Source organism: Pantoea dispersa, assembly GCF_014155765.1.
GTDB classification, from domain to species: domain Bacteria; phylum Pseudomonadota; class Gammaproteobacteria; order Enterobacterales; family Enterobacteriaceae; genus Pantoea; species Pantoea dispersa.
On record NZ_SCKT01000001.1, the window covers coordinates 1,098,217 to 1,115,246 of the forward strand.

General features: G+C 57.7%; 18 protein-coding genes and 1 pseudogene. 6 read left to right on the forward strand and 13 right to left on the reverse strand.

Annotation, left to right across the window (positions count from 1 at the left end; all coding sequences use genetic code 11):
* Positions 1 to 46: 46 nt before the first annotated feature.
* Together lipA and H7K56_RS05295 are read left to right on the forward strand one after the other, a co-directional pair.
* On the forward strand, positions 47 to 1,012 hold the full coding sequence (gene lipA, locus H7K56_RS05290; protein ID WP_058757902.1) for a lipoyl synthase: 966 nt from the start codon (positions 47 to 49) through the stop codon (positions 1,010 to 1,012).
* Positions 1,013 to 1,167: 155 nt separating this feature from the next.
* Positions 1,168 to 2,217, forward strand: coding sequence for a hypothetical protein (locus tag H7K56_RS05295; protein ID WP_150360917.1), 1,050 nt, complete (start codon positions 1,168 to 1,170; stop codon positions 2,215 to 2,217).
* A 77-nt stretch (positions 2,218 to 2,294) separates the two neighbouring features.
* Here the strand turns inward: H7K56_RS05295 and tatE are convergent, their stop codons facing one another.
* The 6 genes from tatE to H7K56_RS05325 all read right to left on the reverse strand — a co-directional run bounded on the left by tatE (position 2,295) and on the right by H7K56_RS05325 (position 6,986).
* The gene (tatE, locus tag H7K56_RS05300) at positions 2,295 to 2,498 is read right to left on the reverse strand and encodes a twin-arginine translocase subunit TatE (protein ID WP_010618871.1); all 204 of its coding nucleotides are present in this window, start codon (positions 2,496 to 2,498) and stop codon (positions 2,295 to 2,297) included.
* Positions 2,499 to 2,596: 98 nt separating this feature from the next.
* Complete coding sequence (locus tag H7K56_RS05305) at positions 2,597 to 3,367, reverse strand: amino acid ABC transporter ATP-binding protein (RefSeq protein WP_150360916.1); 771 nt, start codon at positions 3,365 to 3,367, stop codon at positions 2,597 to 2,599.
* Positions 3,364 to 4,323: an amino acid ABC transporter permease gene (locus tag H7K56_RS05310; protein ID WP_150360915.1), complete on the reverse strand. Its 960-nt coding sequence runs from the start codon at positions 4,321 to 4,323 to the stop codon at positions 3,364 to 3,366. The genes H7K56_RS05305 and H7K56_RS05310 overlap by 4 nt, the downstream gene beginning before the upstream one ends.
* Positions 4,320 to 5,207: an ABC transporter substrate-binding protein gene (locus H7K56_RS05315; protein WP_150360914.1), complete on the reverse strand. Its 888-nt coding sequence runs from the start codon at positions 5,205 to 5,207 to the stop codon at positions 4,320 to 4,322. Before H7K56_RS05315 ends, H7K56_RS05310 begins: the two co-directional genes overlap by 4 nt.
* Positions 5,208 to 5,229: 22 nt before the next feature.
* Positions 5,230 to 6,024, reverse strand: a complete 795-nt coding sequence (locus H7K56_RS05320) for a deaminated glutathione amidase (RefSeq protein ID WP_059010522.1) — start codon at positions 6,022 to 6,024, stop codon at positions 5,230 to 5,232.
* A 2-nt stretch (positions 6,025 to 6,026) separates the two neighbouring features.
* Positions 6,027 to 6,986: a type 2 periplasmic-binding domain-containing protein gene (locus H7K56_RS05325; RefSeq protein ID WP_150360913.1), complete on the reverse strand. Its 960-nt coding sequence runs from the start codon at positions 6,984 to 6,986 to the stop codon at positions 6,027 to 6,029.
* A 135-nt stretch (positions 6,987 to 7,121) separates the two neighbouring features.
* Here H7K56_RS05325 and H7K56_RS05330 point away from each other — a divergent pair, with 135 nt between their 5' ends.
* Positions 7,122 to 8,477 (forward strand): aminotransferase class I/II-fold pyridoxal phosphate-dependent enzyme, encoded by a 1,356-nt coding sequence (locus H7K56_RS05330; protein WP_150360912.1) that lies wholly within the window; start codon positions 7,122 to 7,124, stop codon positions 8,475 to 8,477.
* Here H7K56_RS05330 and H7K56_RS05335 read toward each other — a convergent pair.
* From H7K56_RS05335 to H7K56_RS23575, 4 genes are all read right to left on the reverse strand, one after another.
* Complete coding sequence (locus tag H7K56_RS05335; protein ID WP_021508597.1) at positions 8,461 to 8,886, reverse strand: GNAT family N-acetyltransferase; 426 nt, start codon at positions 8,884 to 8,886, stop codon at positions 8,461 to 8,463. The two genes, H7K56_RS05330 and H7K56_RS05335, sit on opposite strands and share 17 nt — an antisense overlap.
* Before the next feature lie 358 nt (positions 8,887 to 9,244).
* Positions 9,245 to 9,454, reverse strand: coding sequence for a transcription antiterminator/RNA stability regulator CspE (gene cspE, locus H7K56_RS05340; protein WP_010615627.1), 210 nt, complete (start codon positions 9,452 to 9,454; stop codon positions 9,245 to 9,247).
* A gap of 150 nt (positions 9,455 to 9,604) precedes the next feature.
* Positions 9,605 to 10,183 carry a lipid IV(A) palmitoyltransferase PagP gene (gene pagP, locus H7K56_RS05345; protein ID WP_375140408.1) on the reverse strand — a complete coding sequence of 193 codons (579 nt, stop codon included), beginning with the start codon at positions 10,181 to 10,183 and terminating at the stop codon, positions 9,605 to 9,607.
* Between the two features lie 611 nt (positions 10,184 to 10,794).
* Positions 10,795 to 10,917 carry a small membrane protein YohP gene (locus H7K56_RS23575; protein ID WP_445081475.1) on the reverse strand — a complete coding sequence of 41 codons (123 nt, stop codon included), beginning with the start codon at positions 10,915 to 10,917 and terminating at the stop codon, positions 10,795 to 10,797.
* Between the two features lie 218 nt (positions 10,918 to 11,135).
* On the opposite strand from H7K56_RS23575, the gene H7K56_RS05350 reads away from it, so the two are divergent.
* Complete coding sequence (locus tag H7K56_RS05350; RefSeq protein WP_021508600.1) at positions 11,136 to 11,381, forward strand: hypothetical protein; 246 nt, start codon at positions 11,136 to 11,138, stop codon at positions 11,379 to 11,381.
* A gap of 101 nt (positions 11,382 to 11,482) precedes the next feature.
* Complete coding sequence (locus tag H7K56_RS05355) at positions 11,483 to 12,565, forward strand: malate/lactate/ureidoglycolate dehydrogenase (RefSeq protein WP_150360909.1); 1,083 nt, start codon at positions 11,483 to 11,485, stop codon at positions 12,563 to 12,565.
* A gap of 33 nt (positions 12,566 to 12,598) precedes the next feature.
* On the opposite strand, the gene gntT is transcribed toward H7K56_RS05355, so the two are convergent.
* Complete coding sequence (gene gntT, locus H7K56_RS05360) at positions 12,599 to 13,915, reverse strand: gluconate transporter (RefSeq protein ID WP_021508602.1); 1,317 nt, start codon at positions 13,913 to 13,915, stop codon at positions 12,599 to 12,601.
* A gap of 277 nt (positions 13,916 to 14,192) precedes the next feature.
* On the opposite strand from gntT, the pseudogene H7K56_RS05365 reads away from it, so the two are divergent.
* A pseudogene (locus H7K56_RS05365) lies at positions 14,193 to 15,338 on the forward strand (iron-containing alcohol dehydrogenase).
* Positions 15,339 to 15,372: 34 nt separating this feature from the next.
* On the opposite strand, the gene H7K56_RS05370 reads toward H7K56_RS05365, so the two are convergent.
* The gene (locus tag H7K56_RS05370) at positions 15,373 to 16,200 is read right to left on the reverse strand and encodes a Cof-type HAD-IIB family hydrolase (protein WP_021508604.1); all 828 of its coding nucleotides are present in this window, start codon (positions 16,198 to 16,200) and stop codon (positions 15,373 to 15,375) included.
* A 109-nt stretch (positions 16,201 to 16,309) separates the two neighbouring features.
* Complete coding sequence (locus H7K56_RS05375) at positions 16,310 to 16,771, reverse strand: RcnB family protein (RefSeq protein WP_058769425.1); 462 nt, start codon at positions 16,769 to 16,771, stop codon at positions 16,310 to 16,312.
* Positions 16,772 to 17,030: the final 259 nt, after the last annotated feature.

Below are 17,030 nucleotides of genomic sequence, written 5' to 3' on the forward strand. Positions count from 1 at the left end.
GTGAGGAAGCTTTCAAATCGCAATCCCGACCGGAACCTGCAGATTTATGAGTAAACCAATTCAGATGGAACGTGGCGTCAAGTATCGCGATGCCGACAAAATGGCGCTGATTCCGGTAAAAACCGTGGTCACCGAACGCCAGGAAATCCTGCGTAAGCCGGAGTGGATGAAGATCAAGCTGCCTGCGGATTCCAGCCGCATTCAGGGCATCAAAGCGGCGATGCGTAAAAACGGCCTGCACTCGGTGTGTGAAGAGGCTTCCTGCCCTAACCTTGCCGAATGCTTTAACCACGGCACCGCCACCTTTATGATCCTCGGTGCCATCTGTACCCGCCGCTGTCCGTTCTGCGATGTGGCACACGGTCGGCCAAACGCGCCGGACGCCAACGAGCCGCTGAAGCTGGCACAAACCATCGCCGACATGGCGCTGCGCTATGTGGTGATCACCTCGGTGGACCGCGACGATCTGCGTGACGGCGGTGCACAGCACTTTGCTGACTGCATCAGCGCCATCCGCGAGAAAAGCCCGACCATTAAAATTGAAACGCTGGTGCCGGACTTCCGCGGCCGTATGGATCGCGCGCTGGAGATCCTCACGGCGACCCCGCCGGATGTGTTCAACCATAACCTGGAAAACGTACCGCGCGTCTATCGTCAGGTGCGTCCGGGCGCTAACTATGAGTGGTCGCTGAAGCTGCTGGAGCGTTTCAAAGAGGCGCATCCGGACGTGCCAACCAAATCCGGTCTGATGGTCGGTCTCGGGGAAACCAATGCGGAAATCATCGAGGTGATGCGCGATCTGCGTCGCCACGGTGTCACCATGCTGACTCTCGGCCAGTATCTGCAGCCAAGCCGTCACCATCTGCCGGTGCAGCGTTACGTCAGCCCGGCTGAATTTGATGAGATGAAAGAGGAAGCGCTGGCGATGGGCTTTACCCACGCCGCCTGCGGTCCGTTCGTCCGCTCGTCTTATCACGCTGATATGCAGGCCAAAGGCCTGGAAGTGAAGTAATCTCCTGCCGCGATTGCGCCCTGCTGCGGCGCAATTGCAAAAATTCTGCTTAAACCGCTTAATTCCTGTCGCAAATCTGTCGCTTTAACCGCTGAGGCCATAAGAGCCTGTTTATTATTTTATTTTCTCAGTGTTTTTTTCATAAAGGTCAGATTATGCAATCATCCTTTCATATCGATGAGCTCGATTTTATGCGGGCGGCGGATGTGTCAGGTCCATCCTCTGGTAGACCGCGAAGCGGCGCGTCGGGCGAAAGCCTGGATGCGCTAAAAGCGCGTACCACGCCCATGGATATCACTAATCCGTTCGTGACGCCCCATGCGTCGTGCGAACTGGCGTTTCTTGCAACCGCCATCAGCATCGACCACCGCTACGACGAAATTCATCTGCACCTGCCGCAAAGCGCGCAGCCTGCGTCTGCGCCCGCGCCCACACTGCCGTTCACCGAACTGCGCAGCGTAACGCCGGATGAAACGCCGTTGCTGCCAGCGCTGCCGCCGCAGGAGTCAGCGCTGCAGGCCGGCGGCGAGAGCGTCTGGCACAGCCTGCCTGAGGTTCCGGCGCTCAGCCCGGCGCTGTCGCTGGTCAGCGCGCTGCCTGCGGCATGGTATGCCGCTGAACATCAGACGCTCCACCCGTCGCCTGTCCCCACGCTCCCAGCCCGGCAGCCGCTGAGTCTGCCAGAGGTGGCTGTGCTGCGCGACATACAGCAACACGACTATGCGGTGGATTACGATGACAGCGGTGAGCCGAAAATGTTTAGCGGCACGCTGGCGGCGGGCGCTCAGGTGCATATTTATATCGATAATGTGCTGATTGAAGTGGTAACGGGCGACGCACAGGGTCACTGGCAGTTCGCTCAGCCCGCCGATTTAAGCGCGGCACAGCATGTTTTCAGCGCAGAGTTCGTCGATGAACAGGGGCATGTCAGCAGCCGTTACAATAAGTTGATTACCATACTGCCGCAGCCTGCCGCTATTATCACGCCGATTGATGACAGCGATCTCAGCGCGATTGATTGTGCACTGATGGAACTGGCGATGCAGCAGGATGATATTGCGCCCGCTCTTCTGCCGCTGACCTTCAGCGAAGCATGGCTGGATGAGTGGCACAGCGCTGACAGCACACTGACCGCCAGCGGCGATCATGGTGGCAACCTGCCAGGCTGGGATGAACCGCTGGAACATCACATTGTCTGGCACTAAAAAACGAAAACCAGACTGTGGCAGTCTGGTTTTTTAACGTAATAAATATTTACACTTATTGACGTTCAGCGCAGAGATTACTCTTTATGGCCGACGCGTTCAGCAGGCGTTTCTTCGGCACTGCTTTTGGTTGCGGTGGATTCATCATCTTTCATGGCTTTTTTAAAGCCCTTGATTGCGGAACCCAGATCGCCACCCAGTGAACGTAACTTGTTGGTGCCAAAAAGCAGTACGATAAGCGCACCGATGATCAGCAGTTTGGCAATACTGATACCTTCCATATTTTACCTTTCAACCTTCGCGAAAAACGGACAGCACTATTAACGCGCAGTTATTCACCACGCTCAACTGCAATCTGTAACAGAGTGAGATCTCACGGTCAGATAAAGCGGCTGAGAAACGCCTGGGTACGCGGATGCTGCGGATTGCCAATCACCTGCTCTGGCGGTCCCTGTTCCACCACCACGCCACCATCCATGAACACCACGCGATCGGCGGCTTCACGCGCAAAGCCAATCTCATGCGTTACCACAATCATGGTCAGGCCGCGATTGGCTAAGGTACGCATGGTAGCCAGCACTTCCCCCACCAGCTCCGGATCCAGCGCTGAGGTCGGTTCATCGAACAGCATCAGCAGCGGTTTGATCGCCAGCGCACGGGCGATCGCCACGCGCTGCTGTTGTCCCCCCGACAAATGTCGCGGCCAGGCGTCGGCTTTATCGCTCAATCCGACCGTTGCCAGCAGCTCACGCGCGTGTTGCAGCACCTCATCACGTGGGAACTTGTGCACGCCAATCGGCGCTTCCATGATGTTTTGCAGTACCGTCATATGGGGATAGAGATTGAACTGCTGAAACACCATGCCGATTTTCTGCCGCTGATGGGCAATTTTCCGCGCCGACAGGCGATGCAGCAGGCCGCGCTTTAGCGCATAACCAATCTGCTCGTCGCCCACCATAATCGAGCCGGCATTCATCTCTTCCAGATGATTAATGCAGCGCAGAAAGGTCGACTTGCCGGAGCCCGAAGGCCCGAGAATCACCACCACTTCGCCCGGAAACACATCAAGGTCGATGCCTTTCAGCACCGCGTTATCACCGAAGCTCTTTTGCACATTACGCGCGCGCACCAGCGGCTGACTCTCGCTCATACGTCCTCCTTTAAACGCGGGGCCGCGGCTAGCGCCGTGTCACTGCTGGCGCGTCGTTTGTTCACCACCACGGTACGTTTGCTGCCGCGCGCGTAGTAGCGCTCAATGGCTGACTGGCCGACGTTGAGGATCGAGGTAATCAGCAGATACCAGATCACTGCCACCATCAGCATCGGAATGATTTCAAAGGTACGGTTGTAAACGGCCTGCACCGAATAGAGCAGATCGCCCATCGCGATGACGCTCACCAGCGACGTGGCTTTGATCATGCTAATCAGCTGGTTGCCGGTCGGGGGAATAATGGCGCGCATCGCCTGTGGAATGATGATACGCCGCAGCGCGCGGCTGCGGCTCATGCCAAACGCCTGAGTGGTTTCAACCTGACCGTGATCGACCGACAGCAGGCCGGCACGGATAATCTCCGCCATATAGGCAGCCTCGTTGAGCGCCAGACCGGCGATGGCGGCAGTCAGCGGCGTGATCAGATCGTTAGTATTCCAGCTGGCAAAGGTGATGTCCGTCCACGGCACGGTGATCGATAGCGTGGGAAACAGTGTCGACAGGTTGTACCAGAATATCAGCTGCACCAGCAGCGGCGTACCGCGAAAGAACCAGATGTAGAGCGCCGACACGCCGCTCAGCAGTTTATTCTCTGACAGCCGCCAGACCGCCAGCAGCAGCCCCAGCAGGGTGCCCAGCACCATCGACACCACCGTCAGCCCGAGCGTCACCTGCAGCCCTTTCAGCACCGAGCCTTCGGTAAACCACTGCAGCACCACGTGCCACTCAAAATTGGGATTGGTCGCCACCAGCCACAGACCATTCGCTGCCAGCGTCAGGACCACGATCCAGCTAACCCAGCGTCCATACGCGGGCGCGCTACGGGCAAAAGCGACGTCGCGCTGCGTCACGTCCCCCTGATCCGTGGGGCGCGCGTTGGGGCCGACGGCACTCATTTTGCCGTCTCCTGCGCCAGGTTACGTCCCGGCTGCGGCAGCATGTTGCCGTCCAGCTGCCATTTTTTCATGATGGCCGCGTAGGTGCCGTTGGCAAACAGTTCTTTGTAGGCATCCAGCACCACCTCGCCCAGCGGCGAGCCTTTGGGAACGACCGTGCCCTGAAAGATATCGCCAAAGCCATTTTTCTGCCCCTGACCAGACAGTTCAAGCTGCCCCTGCGCCTGCTCAATGAAGTAGGTCAGCGGCGCCTGCGAGGAAAAGAAGGCATCCGAACGCTTCGAGCGCACCGCCAGTATCGACGAAGGCTGATCGGTAAAGGACTGCACCACGACTGCAGGTTTGCCCGCAGCCTCACAGGCGGCTGACTGTTTGCGGATCACCTGCTCCGCCGAACCGGCCGCCATTACCGCGATGCGCTTGCCGCAGGTATCTGCCAGACCGTTGATGTGCGCCGGATTGCCCTTCTGCACGCCAAACACCACGAACTCCTGCACGTAGTCGATGAAGTCCACCTTCTGCTGGCGATCCGGATAATCACCTATCGGCCCGATGGCCATCTGATAGCGTCCGGAATTAATACCGGCCAGTACGCCGGACAGACCGCTCACCGTCGCGTGTTCAATTTTCACGCCCAGCAGCTGGCCGAGCGCCACGGTAAGATCGGCCGAGGCGCCATCCATTGAGTGCGGCCCGTTAACGATTTCATACGGCGGAAAGGAGCCGTTGTTTACCGAGATCATTTTGCCAGCCTGCTTGATCTGCGCCGGCAGCCGATCGTGCAGCGCCTGATCCATTTTTTGCGTCGGAATGGCGTCCGCTGCCTGGACGACGCTCGCCGTCAGGCCGGTCGCCAGCGCGATGGCGGTTAAAAGCATTTTCATCAGTCAGTTTCCCCCAGGCAGGTCAAAGTGATTGCAATTCCGGACGGGCAAAGCGGCGATTTTCCAGTACCGGCAGCACGCTGCGGGCGTAGGCGATGCGGGCCGGATCCAGTTCGGCAAACACCAGTGCGGCGCACTCCGGTGCCTTAGCAATCACCACGCCAAGCGGATCGATCACCAGACTGTTACCAATGTTGCGCGGCCCGCACTCGCCTACCGCCACCATGTAGCAGGTGTTTTCCAGCGCGCGCGCACTGGTCAGCAGTTCCCAGTGCATCTCCTTTAACGGTCCTTTTACCCAGGCGGAAGGCAGCACCAGCACGTCGGCACCGTCCAGCACCAGCCGGCGCGCCAGTTCGGGAAAACGCACGTCGTAGCAGGTCATCAGCCCAACTTTCATGCCGGCCACCTCAACCAGTGGCGGCACGGCATCACCCGGATTGACCCGCTGCGACTCCTGCATGGCGAAGGCATCGTACAGATGCAGCTTGACATACTGCGCGATGATTTCGCCATTACGCAGGGCAATCAGTACGTTGTGCGCTTTGTTATCCTGCGTCGGCACGTGCACGCTCATCATGGTGGTCAGCGCGTTACCTTTGCTGGTTTCCAGCAGCTGACTGACAAACGGCCCGTCCAGCGGCTGTGCGGCCTTTAACACCAGATCGGGATCGGCGATATCGCGCGCCAGCACGCCTTCCGGCAGCACCAGCAGATCGGCGCCCGCTGCCAGCGCATCCTGCATCAGACCGCGACAAATGGCGGTGTTCTCCTGCCATTCGCGGCTAACGGCGAACTGCCCCATGGCTACTTTCATCTTCACTCCCCTCTGGCCGCCGCCGGGAAAATCTCCTCCGGCGAGAGCAACGTTGTGGTTAAGCCCTGCTGAAACAGCTCACGGGCGAAGTCGGCAATCATCCTTTTGTTAGCGGTAAATCCGTTTTGATTCCAGTCGGCAGGCAATTCCTGCGCGGTGCGTCGCAAATCATCCAGCAGCCACGGCGTGGTATCCGCGTACTTCTCGCGTTTGCGCATCCACAGCTGATACGCGCGATCGATCACCTCGCTCAGCGCCTGCGGCAGCCACGGATGCGCCGCCGCCAGCGCCGGCTTCAGCGCCAGCAGATGAATACCGGGCACATAGCCGACGCGGTTGAAGTAGTCGCGCTCAGCACTGACGAAATCCGCCTGCAGCTGGCGCAGACCGGAATCTTTCAGGAAAAAACCCTCAGGCATAAACGGCGTGAACACCGCATCCAGCTCGCCGGCTTTCAACAGTTCAATCAGCGGACGCTCGTCCGGCGCCGGTTCGATGCGGCCCGGGCGACCAAATCCCGCCAGCCGGTCAACAATCGGATGATCAGCGGTCAGGCGTCCGGCAAACCAGAAGGCGTCGTTGATATCGACGCCCGCTTCACGCAGCACGGTGCGCGTCCAGGTATTACCGGAGTCCTGCCAGCCGGTAACGCCGATTCTTTTGCCTTTCAGCTGGGCTGGGGTGGTGAGCGGGCTGGTTGTGGTGGTTATGATGCAGCGCTGGCGAAAGCCACGCATCAGAAAGTGCGGCAGGCCGAGCAGTGAATCGTCGCCGCGCGCCCGTGCCTGCGCATAGCGGCTAAACGACACCTCACCGCCTTCGTAGTGTTCACTGCTGGCCAGGTTATCCACCAGCGTGCCTACGCGGTCAATGACCAGCCTGAAGCCCTGTGGCTGAATATCGCCCAGCGCCAGCGGCGTGAAGTAATCCCAGTCGCGCACCGCCAGTCTGATAGTGATCATCGTGTGCTTCTCCGTTTGTTCAGCCGCCACGCTGGCGCTGTGCATTTTTTCTGCAAATTGTGCTTGAATTTGAGTCTAAAACGCGAATACTAATCTGAACAATCATTTCTTTGTTACTGAACAAAGCTTTTTCTTATGACGCAAATTGTGGATGCAGAGTGGCTCAGCCAGCAGATTAACGACGCCTCGGTAAAAGGCATTACCCTCGCCGCGTCAACATTGATTCGCGACGGACAGATTGCCGTAGGCATGCAGATGCCGGCGGTGCGCGATTTGGCGGAGCGGCTGGGCGTGAGTCCGGCCACGGTATCCGCGGCCTGGGCGCAGCTGAAAAAGCAGAAAGTGCTGGCGGGTAAAGGGCGAAGCGGAATCTGGGTGTGCGGCAACAGTGTGATGCCGCGACCGGTCCGCTTTGAGAAAATTGGCAACTATGGTGAAAACGTCAAAGCCGCGCTGGCGATGGCAGCACCCGATCCGGCACTGCTGCCGGATCTGCGCCCGGCGATGCTGGCCGGGCTGGCGTCACCGCAGCTGAATAGCTATCAGCGTGAGGCGATTTCGCCACAGCTGCAGGCGGCCATTGCGCCACGCTGGCCCTGTCCGGCGGAGGCGTGGCTGGCGACCGATGGCGGCTTTGATGCCATGAACCTGATAGTGCAGACGCTGCTGTCACCCGGCGATCGGGTAGTGATTGAAGATCCGACCGCGACGCGTCTGCTGGATATGCTCGACAACATCGGTGCCGAGATCCTGCCGCTGCCCGGTGATGAGCAGGGACCGCTGCCTGAGGTGCTGGCGACACACTTACAGAAAGCGCCAGCGATGTTCATTTATCAGCCACGCACCCACTCGGCGACCGGCTACAGCGTCAGCCAGCAGCGCAGCGAAGCGCTGGCGCAGGTGCTGGCGCAGAGTGCCACCCTGATTGTCGAGGATGATGGCATCGGCGATTTGTCGCGCTGGCCGGTATGGAGTCTCGGCCGCCACTATCCGCAGCGTACGTTGCACGTGCACTCCTTTTCCAAAGCCTACGGCCCGGATCTGCGGCTGGCGGTGGTATCCGGCACGGCAGAACTGGTGAAACGGCTGCAGTCGTGGCGTAACTTCGGGGTCAGCTGGACCAGCCGTATTTTGCAGGATGCGGTGGCCTGGATGCTGAGCGATGCGCCCACCCAGCAGCGCATACAGCAGGCCAAAGGCACGTATGCCGCGCGCCGTCAGCAGTTGCTGGCCGCACTGGCGCGGCGCGGGCTGGTACAGGAAGATCGCGACGGCCTGAGCGTGATGCTGCCGGTGGCGTCAGAGCAGTATGCCATGATCACCCTCGCCGCCCGGGGCATCACCGTGCTGCCAGGCGAACGCTGCAGCATCAACAGCGGACAGTTCATTCGCGTCAGCATTGCGCGGCTGCCGGCCGATCAGCTCGACAGCATCGCCGATGCGTTAGTGATTGCCTGCGGACGCGAGCTTAATATCAGCCCAGATCTTTGATGTGATAGCGTGGCGACTCAACGTAGCCTTCACGCGCATAAAACTGGTTGGCTTTCAGTCGCGAGGCGTGACAATGCACTTCCATGCGGTCGCAGCCGCGGGCGCGCGCCAGTTGCTCGGCGTGGTTCAGCAGTTGCTGGCCGCTGCCTTTACTGCGCTCGCCCTCGGCGATACAGAAATAGCTGATGCGCGCGAAATCGCCCGCTAATGCCAGCTGCGGAATGAAGTGCAGCGAAAGAAATCCCAGCACCTGGTTACCGTGTTCCGCCACCAGCAGCGTCTCGTCGGGATGGGCGCACAATTGCGCCAGCCGATCGCTGATAAATTTTTCCGTGCCGCGATAACCCAGCTCGGTTAACAGTGCACTCAGGGCAAAGCTGTCTTTGGCCTGTGCTTCACGTATGTTCATCCTGCCTCCTCCGTTCCCTGACTGCTGTTATATAGCGTTGCCGCTAAAAAATCTGCAAGTAAGCTTTGTTATGAGTATGTTACGGGAATTATCTGTGAGCGACGCCGCAGAATGTGCCTTGTCATACCGCTGTCACGCTGGCTTAAGGCTGGCTTAATCTTGCTTTGCCATGCTGGCATAAATGAAGTTGCGAGGCATGGCACATGAAGAATCTGGTACCGCACTGTTTAAATGAATGGCTGGCGCTGTCGCTCAGTACGCTGGTGATTATCGCCTGGGCCATTAGCTGGTGGCAGGGCTGAAAAAAGCACAAAAAAAACCCGCCATCAGGCGGGTTTTTAAAATTCTGACTGTTAACTTACAGAGCGGTAACGTTAGCAGCAGATGGGCCTTTAGCGCCGTCGGTGATTTCAAACTCTACACGCTGACCTTCAGCCAGAGTTTTGAAGCCGTTGCTCTGGATAGCAGAGAAGTGTACGAATACATCTTTGCTGCCATCTTCTGGAGTAATGAAACCGAATCCTTTGGACTCATTAAACCACTTAACGTTACCTTTGATCTTGGACATCTATATTACCTTTACATGAAAAATGGACACTAAACTGTGTCGGCATCTAGTACAGCAATTGCAGTGACATTTGTCCAGCGCGAATTGATGAAAAAGTGATAAATATTGATTTTTTCCATGCCCTTCACACTTTCTGCGCATCTTCAGCGATTAAAACTGAAATCTTAACCAGGCAAAATAGACGTTGCCGTTGTTATAAGTGCCTGGAATGTAAGTCATTTGGAAGGTTGCCGGGCCATACCCTATCGAAGCCAGCGGCAATACCAGCGGAACCGGGATATATCGCCAGTTATCCCTGGCCGTCACGCCTGCGGTGTAACCGGCGCCCAGATGGAAATTCTGATCGTTCAGCGGTCGCCAGGTCGCTTCCCAGCCGTAGCCGGCGATGGGCTCCCACTTGTTAAACGAGTCTTTGAACGCCATGGCATACAGGCCGTGCCAGTTGCCCTTTTCATCCCAGCGCGAAACGCCACCGCCCGCGCCCCACGGCCGCTCGTTGTACTTTTTGATGTGTTCATCATCGTAAGTAAAGCGGTTGTGCCAGGTGATAGCCGGGACGTAAAGATCGTAATTTTGCGGTTGTGTCCAGGTTTGCGCCACGTTATCGGAGAAGGTATTCCAGCCCGATTTAATCGCTTCGCCTGTGGTTGCCGCTAGTGTCGAAAAAGAGACCGATGAAGTCAAAATACAGCCGCAAAAGGCTGCAGAAATACGCCAGTTCACAACAATGCTTCCTGTTAAATCATCCTGTATCCGGCAGGCACCGCGTAGCGCCACATCGCGCCGCACCGTGCTGCCGTGGGTTAATGGCTGATGCCACGAGCGTGTACAGCGCGCGCGCCACAGTGGCGCCAGTCGCACCCGGCTCTGCTGGCAATCAGCTGGTTAATTTTACCTCACTGCGCGAACGGAGTCGAAACGGCAAATAAACAAAACGCAGAGGGTAAAAGGTGCAGAAAATGCACTGCTCAGTTGATGATTACTTAGGGTGATTACTTAATATTCAGCAACTTATCCACACAAATTGATTTCATGAATAAATTAATAAAATTTATCAATTGAACTCACCCGATGATTGAGATAAATCTCATCACTCCAGGACGGAGAGAGGAGGAACTGAGATGACAATTCGTTGCAGCCGCTGCGGTTGCGCCAAATTTTTTTATACAGTACCCGGCAAGGAAAAGGTCGACGATTCCGATCATCACGGCGCCTGTTGCGCCGCGTGCGGCAAGCCGATCAGCCTGCGCGATGTGATCCCGCTGTCATCCCTGCAACCGGCTTCTGCCGCCCGTCACGTTGAATAATGTTTTCAGGCACCCGCCGGGTGCCTGAACGCGTCAGAAAATCAGTTTAAACACGCCAGTAATCGTCAGTAACCCGACAATAAAGATGATGGCAATAATCCACAGTATTATTTTCATAGTTCGCTCCTTCAGGATGAAAAATAACGCATCGTGCATTCAGTATAGATGATTATTCCGGCTTCGCTGGGCGCTGCGAGCGCGATCCCAGTCACTTGCATCAGAGACTGTTGCCTGCTCTTTTTTTCTGCGAGCCCGGTCGCAGCTTATCGCTTACGTTGCTATCCCGCCGCACGCGTAGCGCGCTGATTGTCTAAAATTACAGCGCCTGTAGCAGGCCTCAATTGTTCGCTATGTCTACGTAACAAGGAGATGATATGAGCACGATTAATACCAGCATGGGTCGTTACAGCCTCAAGGCAAAGGATCATGGCAGTCACATTCGTGGCAGCATTGCGATTAATGACGAAGGCGGTACGCAGCTCACCCTGCAAGAGTTTGATGAGCATTATCTTGACGATGTCGTCAACAACGTTATTTATCCAATCACGGGTGGGAACCGTGAAATTGCACGCGCACTGCGTGAACAGATGGTTAAAGCCGGCTTCGAACAGCCGCACTGAGTTTGTTGGGCCACGTGTTGTGGCCCTTTATCAGCCCTTACTTGCGGTTATTATCCATTTCAGCGCAGGATGCTCTCTCCCCCCATAAGGAGATTAACCGCGTGACTGAACTGCATCGTGTTTCCCCTTCCCGCTTACATCAGTTTGTTCAGGCTATCTGGCTGCATGCCGGTAGCAGCGCCGAAGAAGCGCGCCTGGTGGCTGACCATCTTGTTGCTGCTAACCTCGCGGGCCATGACTCCCACGGCGTCGGCATGATACCGAGCTACATGGCCTCGCTGACGCAGGGCTTTCTACAGCTCAATCAGCACGTCAGCATCGAAAAAGACGCTGGCGCGGTCCTCACCCTTAATGGCCAGAAAGGCTTTGGCCAGGTGGCCGCGTACGAGGCCATGCAGCACGGCATTGAGCGGGCGAACAGGTTTGGCCTTGCGGCGGTCGGCCTGCATCATTCGCACCACATTGGCCGTATCGGTCACTGGGCGGAGCAGTGTGCCGCAGCGGGCTTTGTCTCCTTTCACTTCGTTAATGTGATGGGCGATCCAATGGTGGCGCCGTTTAACGGCAGCGATCGCCGCTTCGGCACCAATCCGTTCTGCGCGGTGTTTCCGCGTCGCGACGGCGAACCGCTGCTGCTGGACTTTGCCACCAGCGGCATCGCCTTTGGTAAAACGCGTGTGGCGTATAACAAAGGTCAGCCGGTCGCACCGGGCTATTTGCTTGATGCGCAGGGCCAGCCGACCACCGATCCGGGCGTGATGCATCAGTCGCCGTATGGCGCGCTGACCGCCTTCGGCCTGCACAAAGGCTATGCGCTGGCGACGATGTGCGAAATCCTTGGCGGCGCGCTGTCCGGCGGTCGCACTACGCATGACGCCACGCTGCTTTCCGGCACTGACGCCATCTTTAACGGCATGACCACCATTATCCTGAACCCTGACGCGTTTGACGCACCGGCGATGCAGCAGGAAGCCGAAGAATTTCTCGCGTGGGTCAGGCGTTCACCGCAAAGTGGTGAGGCGGAGATTCTGGTGCCGGGCGAATGGGAAACGCGCAACCGGGCAGAACGTGAACGCGAGGGCATTCCGCTGGACAGCAACAGCTGGCAGCAGATTTGCGCAGCGGCACGCCAGGCTGGCATGCCGGAGGACGAACTGGCGGCCTTCCGCGCCTTAGCGCAGTAAGCCGCCGGGGCTGAGGCGCGGTGCCTCAGCCGGTTACAGCGCAGCGGACAGCAGCAAACAGCCCAGCAGACCGCACACCGAGATGATGGTTTCCAGCGCCGACCACGAGCGAATAGTTTCACCGATGGTCAGGTTGAAGTACTCCTTGAACAGCCAGAAGCCCGGATCGTTGACGTGCGAGAAGATGACACTGCCGGAACCGACGGCAATGACCATCAGCTCCGGGCTGGCGCCGCTGGTGGCAATCAGCGGTGCCACAATGCCGCCGGCGGTAATCGCCGCGACGGTGGCAGATCCCAGCGCAATACGCAGCACTGCCGCAATTGACCACGCCATAAAGATTGGCGAGACGTTGGTTTCATGCATCATGCCGGCGATGTATTTATCCACGCCACTGTCCACCAGCACCTGTTTAAAGGCGCCACCGCCCCCGATGATCAACAGCATCATGGCAATGATTTTGATCGAGTCAGTGATGGTGCCCATCACCTCATCCATGCTGCGGCCACGGTTAAGGCCAAAGGTGAAGATGGCAATCAGCACCGCAATCAGCGTCGCCATGATCGGATCGCCAAAAAATTCCGCATACGGCAGCAGCACATGGCCTTTCGGCAGCAGCATTTCTGCCACGGCACGCAGCGCCATCAGGATCACCGGCACCAGCGCCGTCCACACGCTAACGCCAAAACCCGGCATCTCCGCTTCACTGAAAGTTTTCGGGTTCCACAACCCTTCCGGAATCGGCTTATCAATGCCTTTCAGAAAACGCGCATACACCGGCCCGGCCAGAATCACCGTCGGAATACCCAGCAGCGTACCGTACAGCAGGGTTTTACCCATGTCGGCATTAAATAACGTGGCGATCGCGGTCGGGCCCGGATGCGGTGGCAGAAAGCCGTGCGTGACGGATAAGGCGGCCGCCATCGGCACGCCGACATACAGCAGCGGCACGCGCGCCGACGCGGCAATGCTGAACACCAGCGGCAGCATCAGCACGAACCCGACTTCATAAAACAGCGCGAAGCCCACAGTGAAGCCGGTCAGCACCAGCGCCCACTGAATGTGCTTTTGGCCGAATTTTTCGATCAGCGTGGTGGCGATACGCTGCGCACCGCCGCAGTCGGCCAGCAGTTTCCCCAGCATCGCGCCAAAGCCCATGATCAGCGCCAGGCTGCCTAGAGTACCGCCGACGCCGGTTTTGATCGATCCAATCACTTTATTGACCGGCATGCCCTGCATCATGCCTACCGCCAGTGCCACCAGAATCAGCGCGATGAAGCCGTTAAGTTTGAAGCGAATCATCAGCAGCAGCAGTAACGCCACGCCAATTGCCACATAGAGTAATGGCATAATTTTTCTCCACTTTTGCGCTCGGCGTATTACCGGCAGCGGTTTGTTGTAATGGGACAAAGGGGTTATCAGTGCCAGATGTTTCAGAATGCGACATCCTGTTACCGGTATCATGTTAAGGGTAACATTGACGGGAAAGCACCTGGTGCAGCGGGTGAATTTCTGTTTTGCGAAGGTGATCAACTTTTTGTCGGAGGGTTATCAGAATGTTTGCCCCGGCAGCGGCGTGGCTTTTGGTTACACTAGCTGTTTTATGCCAACCGATAAGGATCTGCAGGTGAGTGAGAATCTGATTGAGCTGTACAGTAATCAACAAACCCTGTTTGGCCGTGGCAGCATCGACCGCCTGGTCCCGCTGCTGGCGGCGAATCCGCAGCCCACGCTGCTGTTCTGCGGCCGCTCATTTCTCAACAGTGCGGCGTGGGCGCGTCTGGGCGCGACGCTGAACGATCACATTCTGGGCTATGAAATTGTCAGCCATGAAGCCTCGCCAGACGAGATCGATGGCTAGGTGACGCGCTGGCGTGGCCACGTCGATCGCGTTGTCGCCATCGGCGGCGGCAGCGTGCTGGATGCGGCCAAAGCCTTTGGCGCCATGATGCAGCATCCGCTGAATATCGCGCGCTACCTCGAGAAAGTGGGCGATACGCCGGTACAGGCGGTCACGCTGCCGCTGATCGCCATTCCTACCACCGCCGGCACCGGCAGCGAGGTCACGCAGAATGCGGTGGTGACCGATCAGCAGCACATTAAGGTGAAGGCCTCGCTGCGCCATCCGGTGTTTGTGCCGCAGGTGGCGATTCTCGATCCCGATCTGCTCAAAGGGGCGCCGGATCGCGTGCTGGCCACCTGCGCCATCGATGCCTTTACCCACCTGTTCGAGGCTTATCTGTCACGCAAGGGCAACCTGTTCAGTCAGCAAAACGCGCTCAACGGGCTGCAACTGTTCATGCAGGCGTGGCCGTACCTCAATCTGGACGACAGCCGCGGCGATGCGGCACGTGAAGCCATGATGATGGCATCATGGCTCGGCGGCGTCAGCCTGAGCAGCGCCGGTTTGGGGGTGATCCACGGTATTGCCGGCGAGCTGGGGGCGATTAAACCGTTCCATCACGGCGAAGTCTGCGGTCGTCTGCTGTTCCCGTTCCTTGATGTACTGGCGGAGAGCGCGCACCCCGAACAGCAGCGGCTGATGGCGGCGCTGGCTGAACGCCTGCTGCCCGATGAAACGGCACCGCCGGCGCTGGCGCTGAAAGCCTGGCTGCAGCAGCAGGCTATCGTGCCGTTCTGGCTGGAAGGACCGACGCTGGCTGCGGAAGAGGTCGACTGGATTGTGGCGCGCGCCAACAGCAAAAACGGCTGGGTCAATTATGATCCCGCCACGCTCACGGAGATGATTACCGCCGCGTGGCGCGTCGTCTGAGCCTTTCGGGCAGCGCAGGCTGCCCGTTGCTTATTCAGCCAGCAAACGGCCCTTCCCCCGCCAGCATCTGCTCAATCACCTGCAGCACGCCTTCCTGGTTATTGGACGGTGCGCCGTAGCGCGCAGCGTCTTTGACCCGCTGCGGCGCATTCTGCATGGCAAAGCTGAAGCGCGACTGCACCAGCATCTCCAGATCGTTACCGCCGTCGCCAAACGCCAGCACCTCATCGCTGCTGATGTCCCAGCGCTGCTGCAACAGACGCAGCCCGTTGGCTTTGTGCAAGCCGGGCACAATCAAATCCACCGAGCCGTGCCCGCTGGAGGTCGCCGCCGCCGCGCCCTGATGCAGACGCTCAATATCAGCCATCAGAATATCGACATAATCATCGGACAGATTCAGCGCAAACTTGAACAGCCGGTCATCGCCCACGTCAGCGAGGCTATCGATCGCCTTGAGGCGATGGCAGTAGTGACGCATTTTGACCAGCCACTGCTCATCCATGGTGTTGAAGTGATAAGCGCTGTTGCGGCCGCAGAGGATGTATTTCAGGTTGGGATAGTTACCGCGCTGCAGGGTATCGAGCACGGCATTAACGTCCTCGCGCGAGAACGCGCCGCAGAACAGCTCCTCATCCCTATCGAGGATCCACGCGCCATTTTCGGCGACAAAGGCGATCTCACTGGCGATGTCGGGAAAGAAGGATTTGAGCTGGTAATACTGATTACCGCTGGCGACCACAAATTTGATGCCGCGCCGCGTCATCTCCTGATAGCAGGCCTGAAAACGTGCCCGGTTGTACTGTTTTTTATCGTCGAGAAAGGTGCCGTCCATATCCACCGCCACCATTTTTACCATGGTCATCATGACTCCTTAACGCGTTGAAAGGAAAAACGGGTTGTCCAGAGAATAACCTGGTGAGCGGTGAAAGCGGAGAGAAACACGGATGGCCGTCGCCATCCGTGCGGCAGGATTAGTTAAATGCGTTATTCAGCAAAATGGCGGTGATAATCCCGGTCGCGGCCGCCACTAACACATAATTTCCGTCGATAAAGGCCCAGTGCTCGCCGCGCGGCGGCTCATACAGACCGCGTGCCCGCCAGTCATCGACGCGATAGTGTGGACCGCGAAACTCCGGCGGTGCCGGATAACCACGGCGAAAATCATGACCGCGCCAGGCAAAGCGATCGCCGCCACGATGTCCCTCCGGCATACGGTGGTCAGCATAGTGATCGTGACGATCCGGGCCCGGTCCGCGATCGTGGCCAAAGTCACGACGGTCATGATGATCGGGACCCGGGCCGCGATCCTGATGGCGGTCGCCGCCGTGCGAATCCCAGCGAGGATCACCGGGACCGTCGGCCCAGGAGACGCTGGAAAACAATGTGCTGCATGCAATAAATGACGCAATAATCGTAAGTGTTGTTTTTTTCATGGTGTTACCTCCAGGGATAACGGCAGTCTGCGCGCCGTTGAGGCTTACTATTACCTAAACAAAGCTAAAACAGCATTTCCAAAACTCTTAAAAATCGGTGACTTACAATACATTACGCCAGGTTAGCGCTTTCTTAACGATTGTGGAGACTTTATGGTGGCGTGGCACGATAAGGCTGGCAGGGAAATAAGCAATTAATTCAGCGGAAATAAAGAAAACCCGATCGCGGGGATCGGGCGGACAATGCTATTTCCATAAA

Coding starts and splice junctions, on each gene's coding strand:
- gntT (WP_021508602.1), bottom strand. CDS start 13,915: ATGCCATTACTCTATGTGGCAATTGGCGTGGCGTTACTGCTGCTGCTG.
- H7K56_RS05295 (WP_150360917.1), top strand. CDS start 1,168: ATGCAATCATCCTTTCATATCGATGAGCTCGATTTTATGCGGGCGGCG.
- tatE (WP_010618871.1), bottom strand. CDS start 2,498: ATGGAAGGTATCAGTATTGCCAAACTGCTGATCATCGGTGCGCTTATC.
- H7K56_RS05315 (WP_150360914.1), bottom strand. CDS start 5,207: ATGAAAATGCTTTTAACCGCCATCGCGCTGGCGACCGGCCTGACGGCG.
- H7K56_RS05305 (WP_150360916.1), bottom strand. CDS start 3,367: ATGAGCGAGAGTCAGCCGCTGGTGCGCGCGCGTAATGTGCAAAAGAGC.
- H7K56_RS23575 (WP_445081475.1), bottom strand. CDS start 10,917: ATGCACGATGCGTTATTTTTCATCCTGAAGGAGCGAACTATGAAAATA.
- H7K56_RS05325 (WP_150360913.1), bottom strand. CDS start 6,986: ATGATCACTATCAGACTGGCGGTGCGCGACTGGGATTACTTCACGCCG.
- H7K56_RS05310 (WP_150360915.1), bottom strand. CDS start 4,323: ATGAGTGCCGTCGGCCCCAACGCGCGCCCCACGGATCAGGGGGACGTG.
- H7K56_RS05370 (WP_021508604.1), bottom strand. CDS start 16,200: ATGACCATGGTAAAAATGGTGGCGGTGGATATGGACGGCACCTTTCTC.
- H7K56_RS05375 (WP_058769425.1), bottom strand. CDS start 16,771: ATGAAAAAAACAACACTTACGATTATTGCGTCATTTATTGCATGCAGC.
- cspE (WP_010615627.1), bottom strand. CDS start 9,454: ATGTCCAAGATCAAAGGTAACGTTAAGTGGTTTAATGAGTCCAAAGGA.
- lipA (WP_058757902.1), top strand. CDS start 47: ATGAGTAAACCAATTCAGATGGAACGTGGCGTCAAGTATCGCGATGCC.
- H7K56_RS05330 (WP_150360912.1), top strand. CDS start 7,122: ATGACGCAAATTGTGGATGCAGAGTGGCTCAGCCAGCAGATTAACGAC.
- H7K56_RS05320 (WP_059010522.1), bottom strand. CDS start 6,024: ATGAAAGTAGCCATGGGGCAGTTCGCCGTTAGCCGCGAATGGCAGGAG.
- H7K56_RS05335 (WP_021508597.1), bottom strand. CDS start 8,886: ATGAACATACGTGAAGCACAGGCCAAAGACAGCTTTGCCCTGAGTGCA.
- H7K56_RS05350 (WP_021508600.1), top strand. CDS start 11,136: ATGAGCACGATTAATACCAGCATGGGTCGTTACAGCCTCAAGGCAAAG.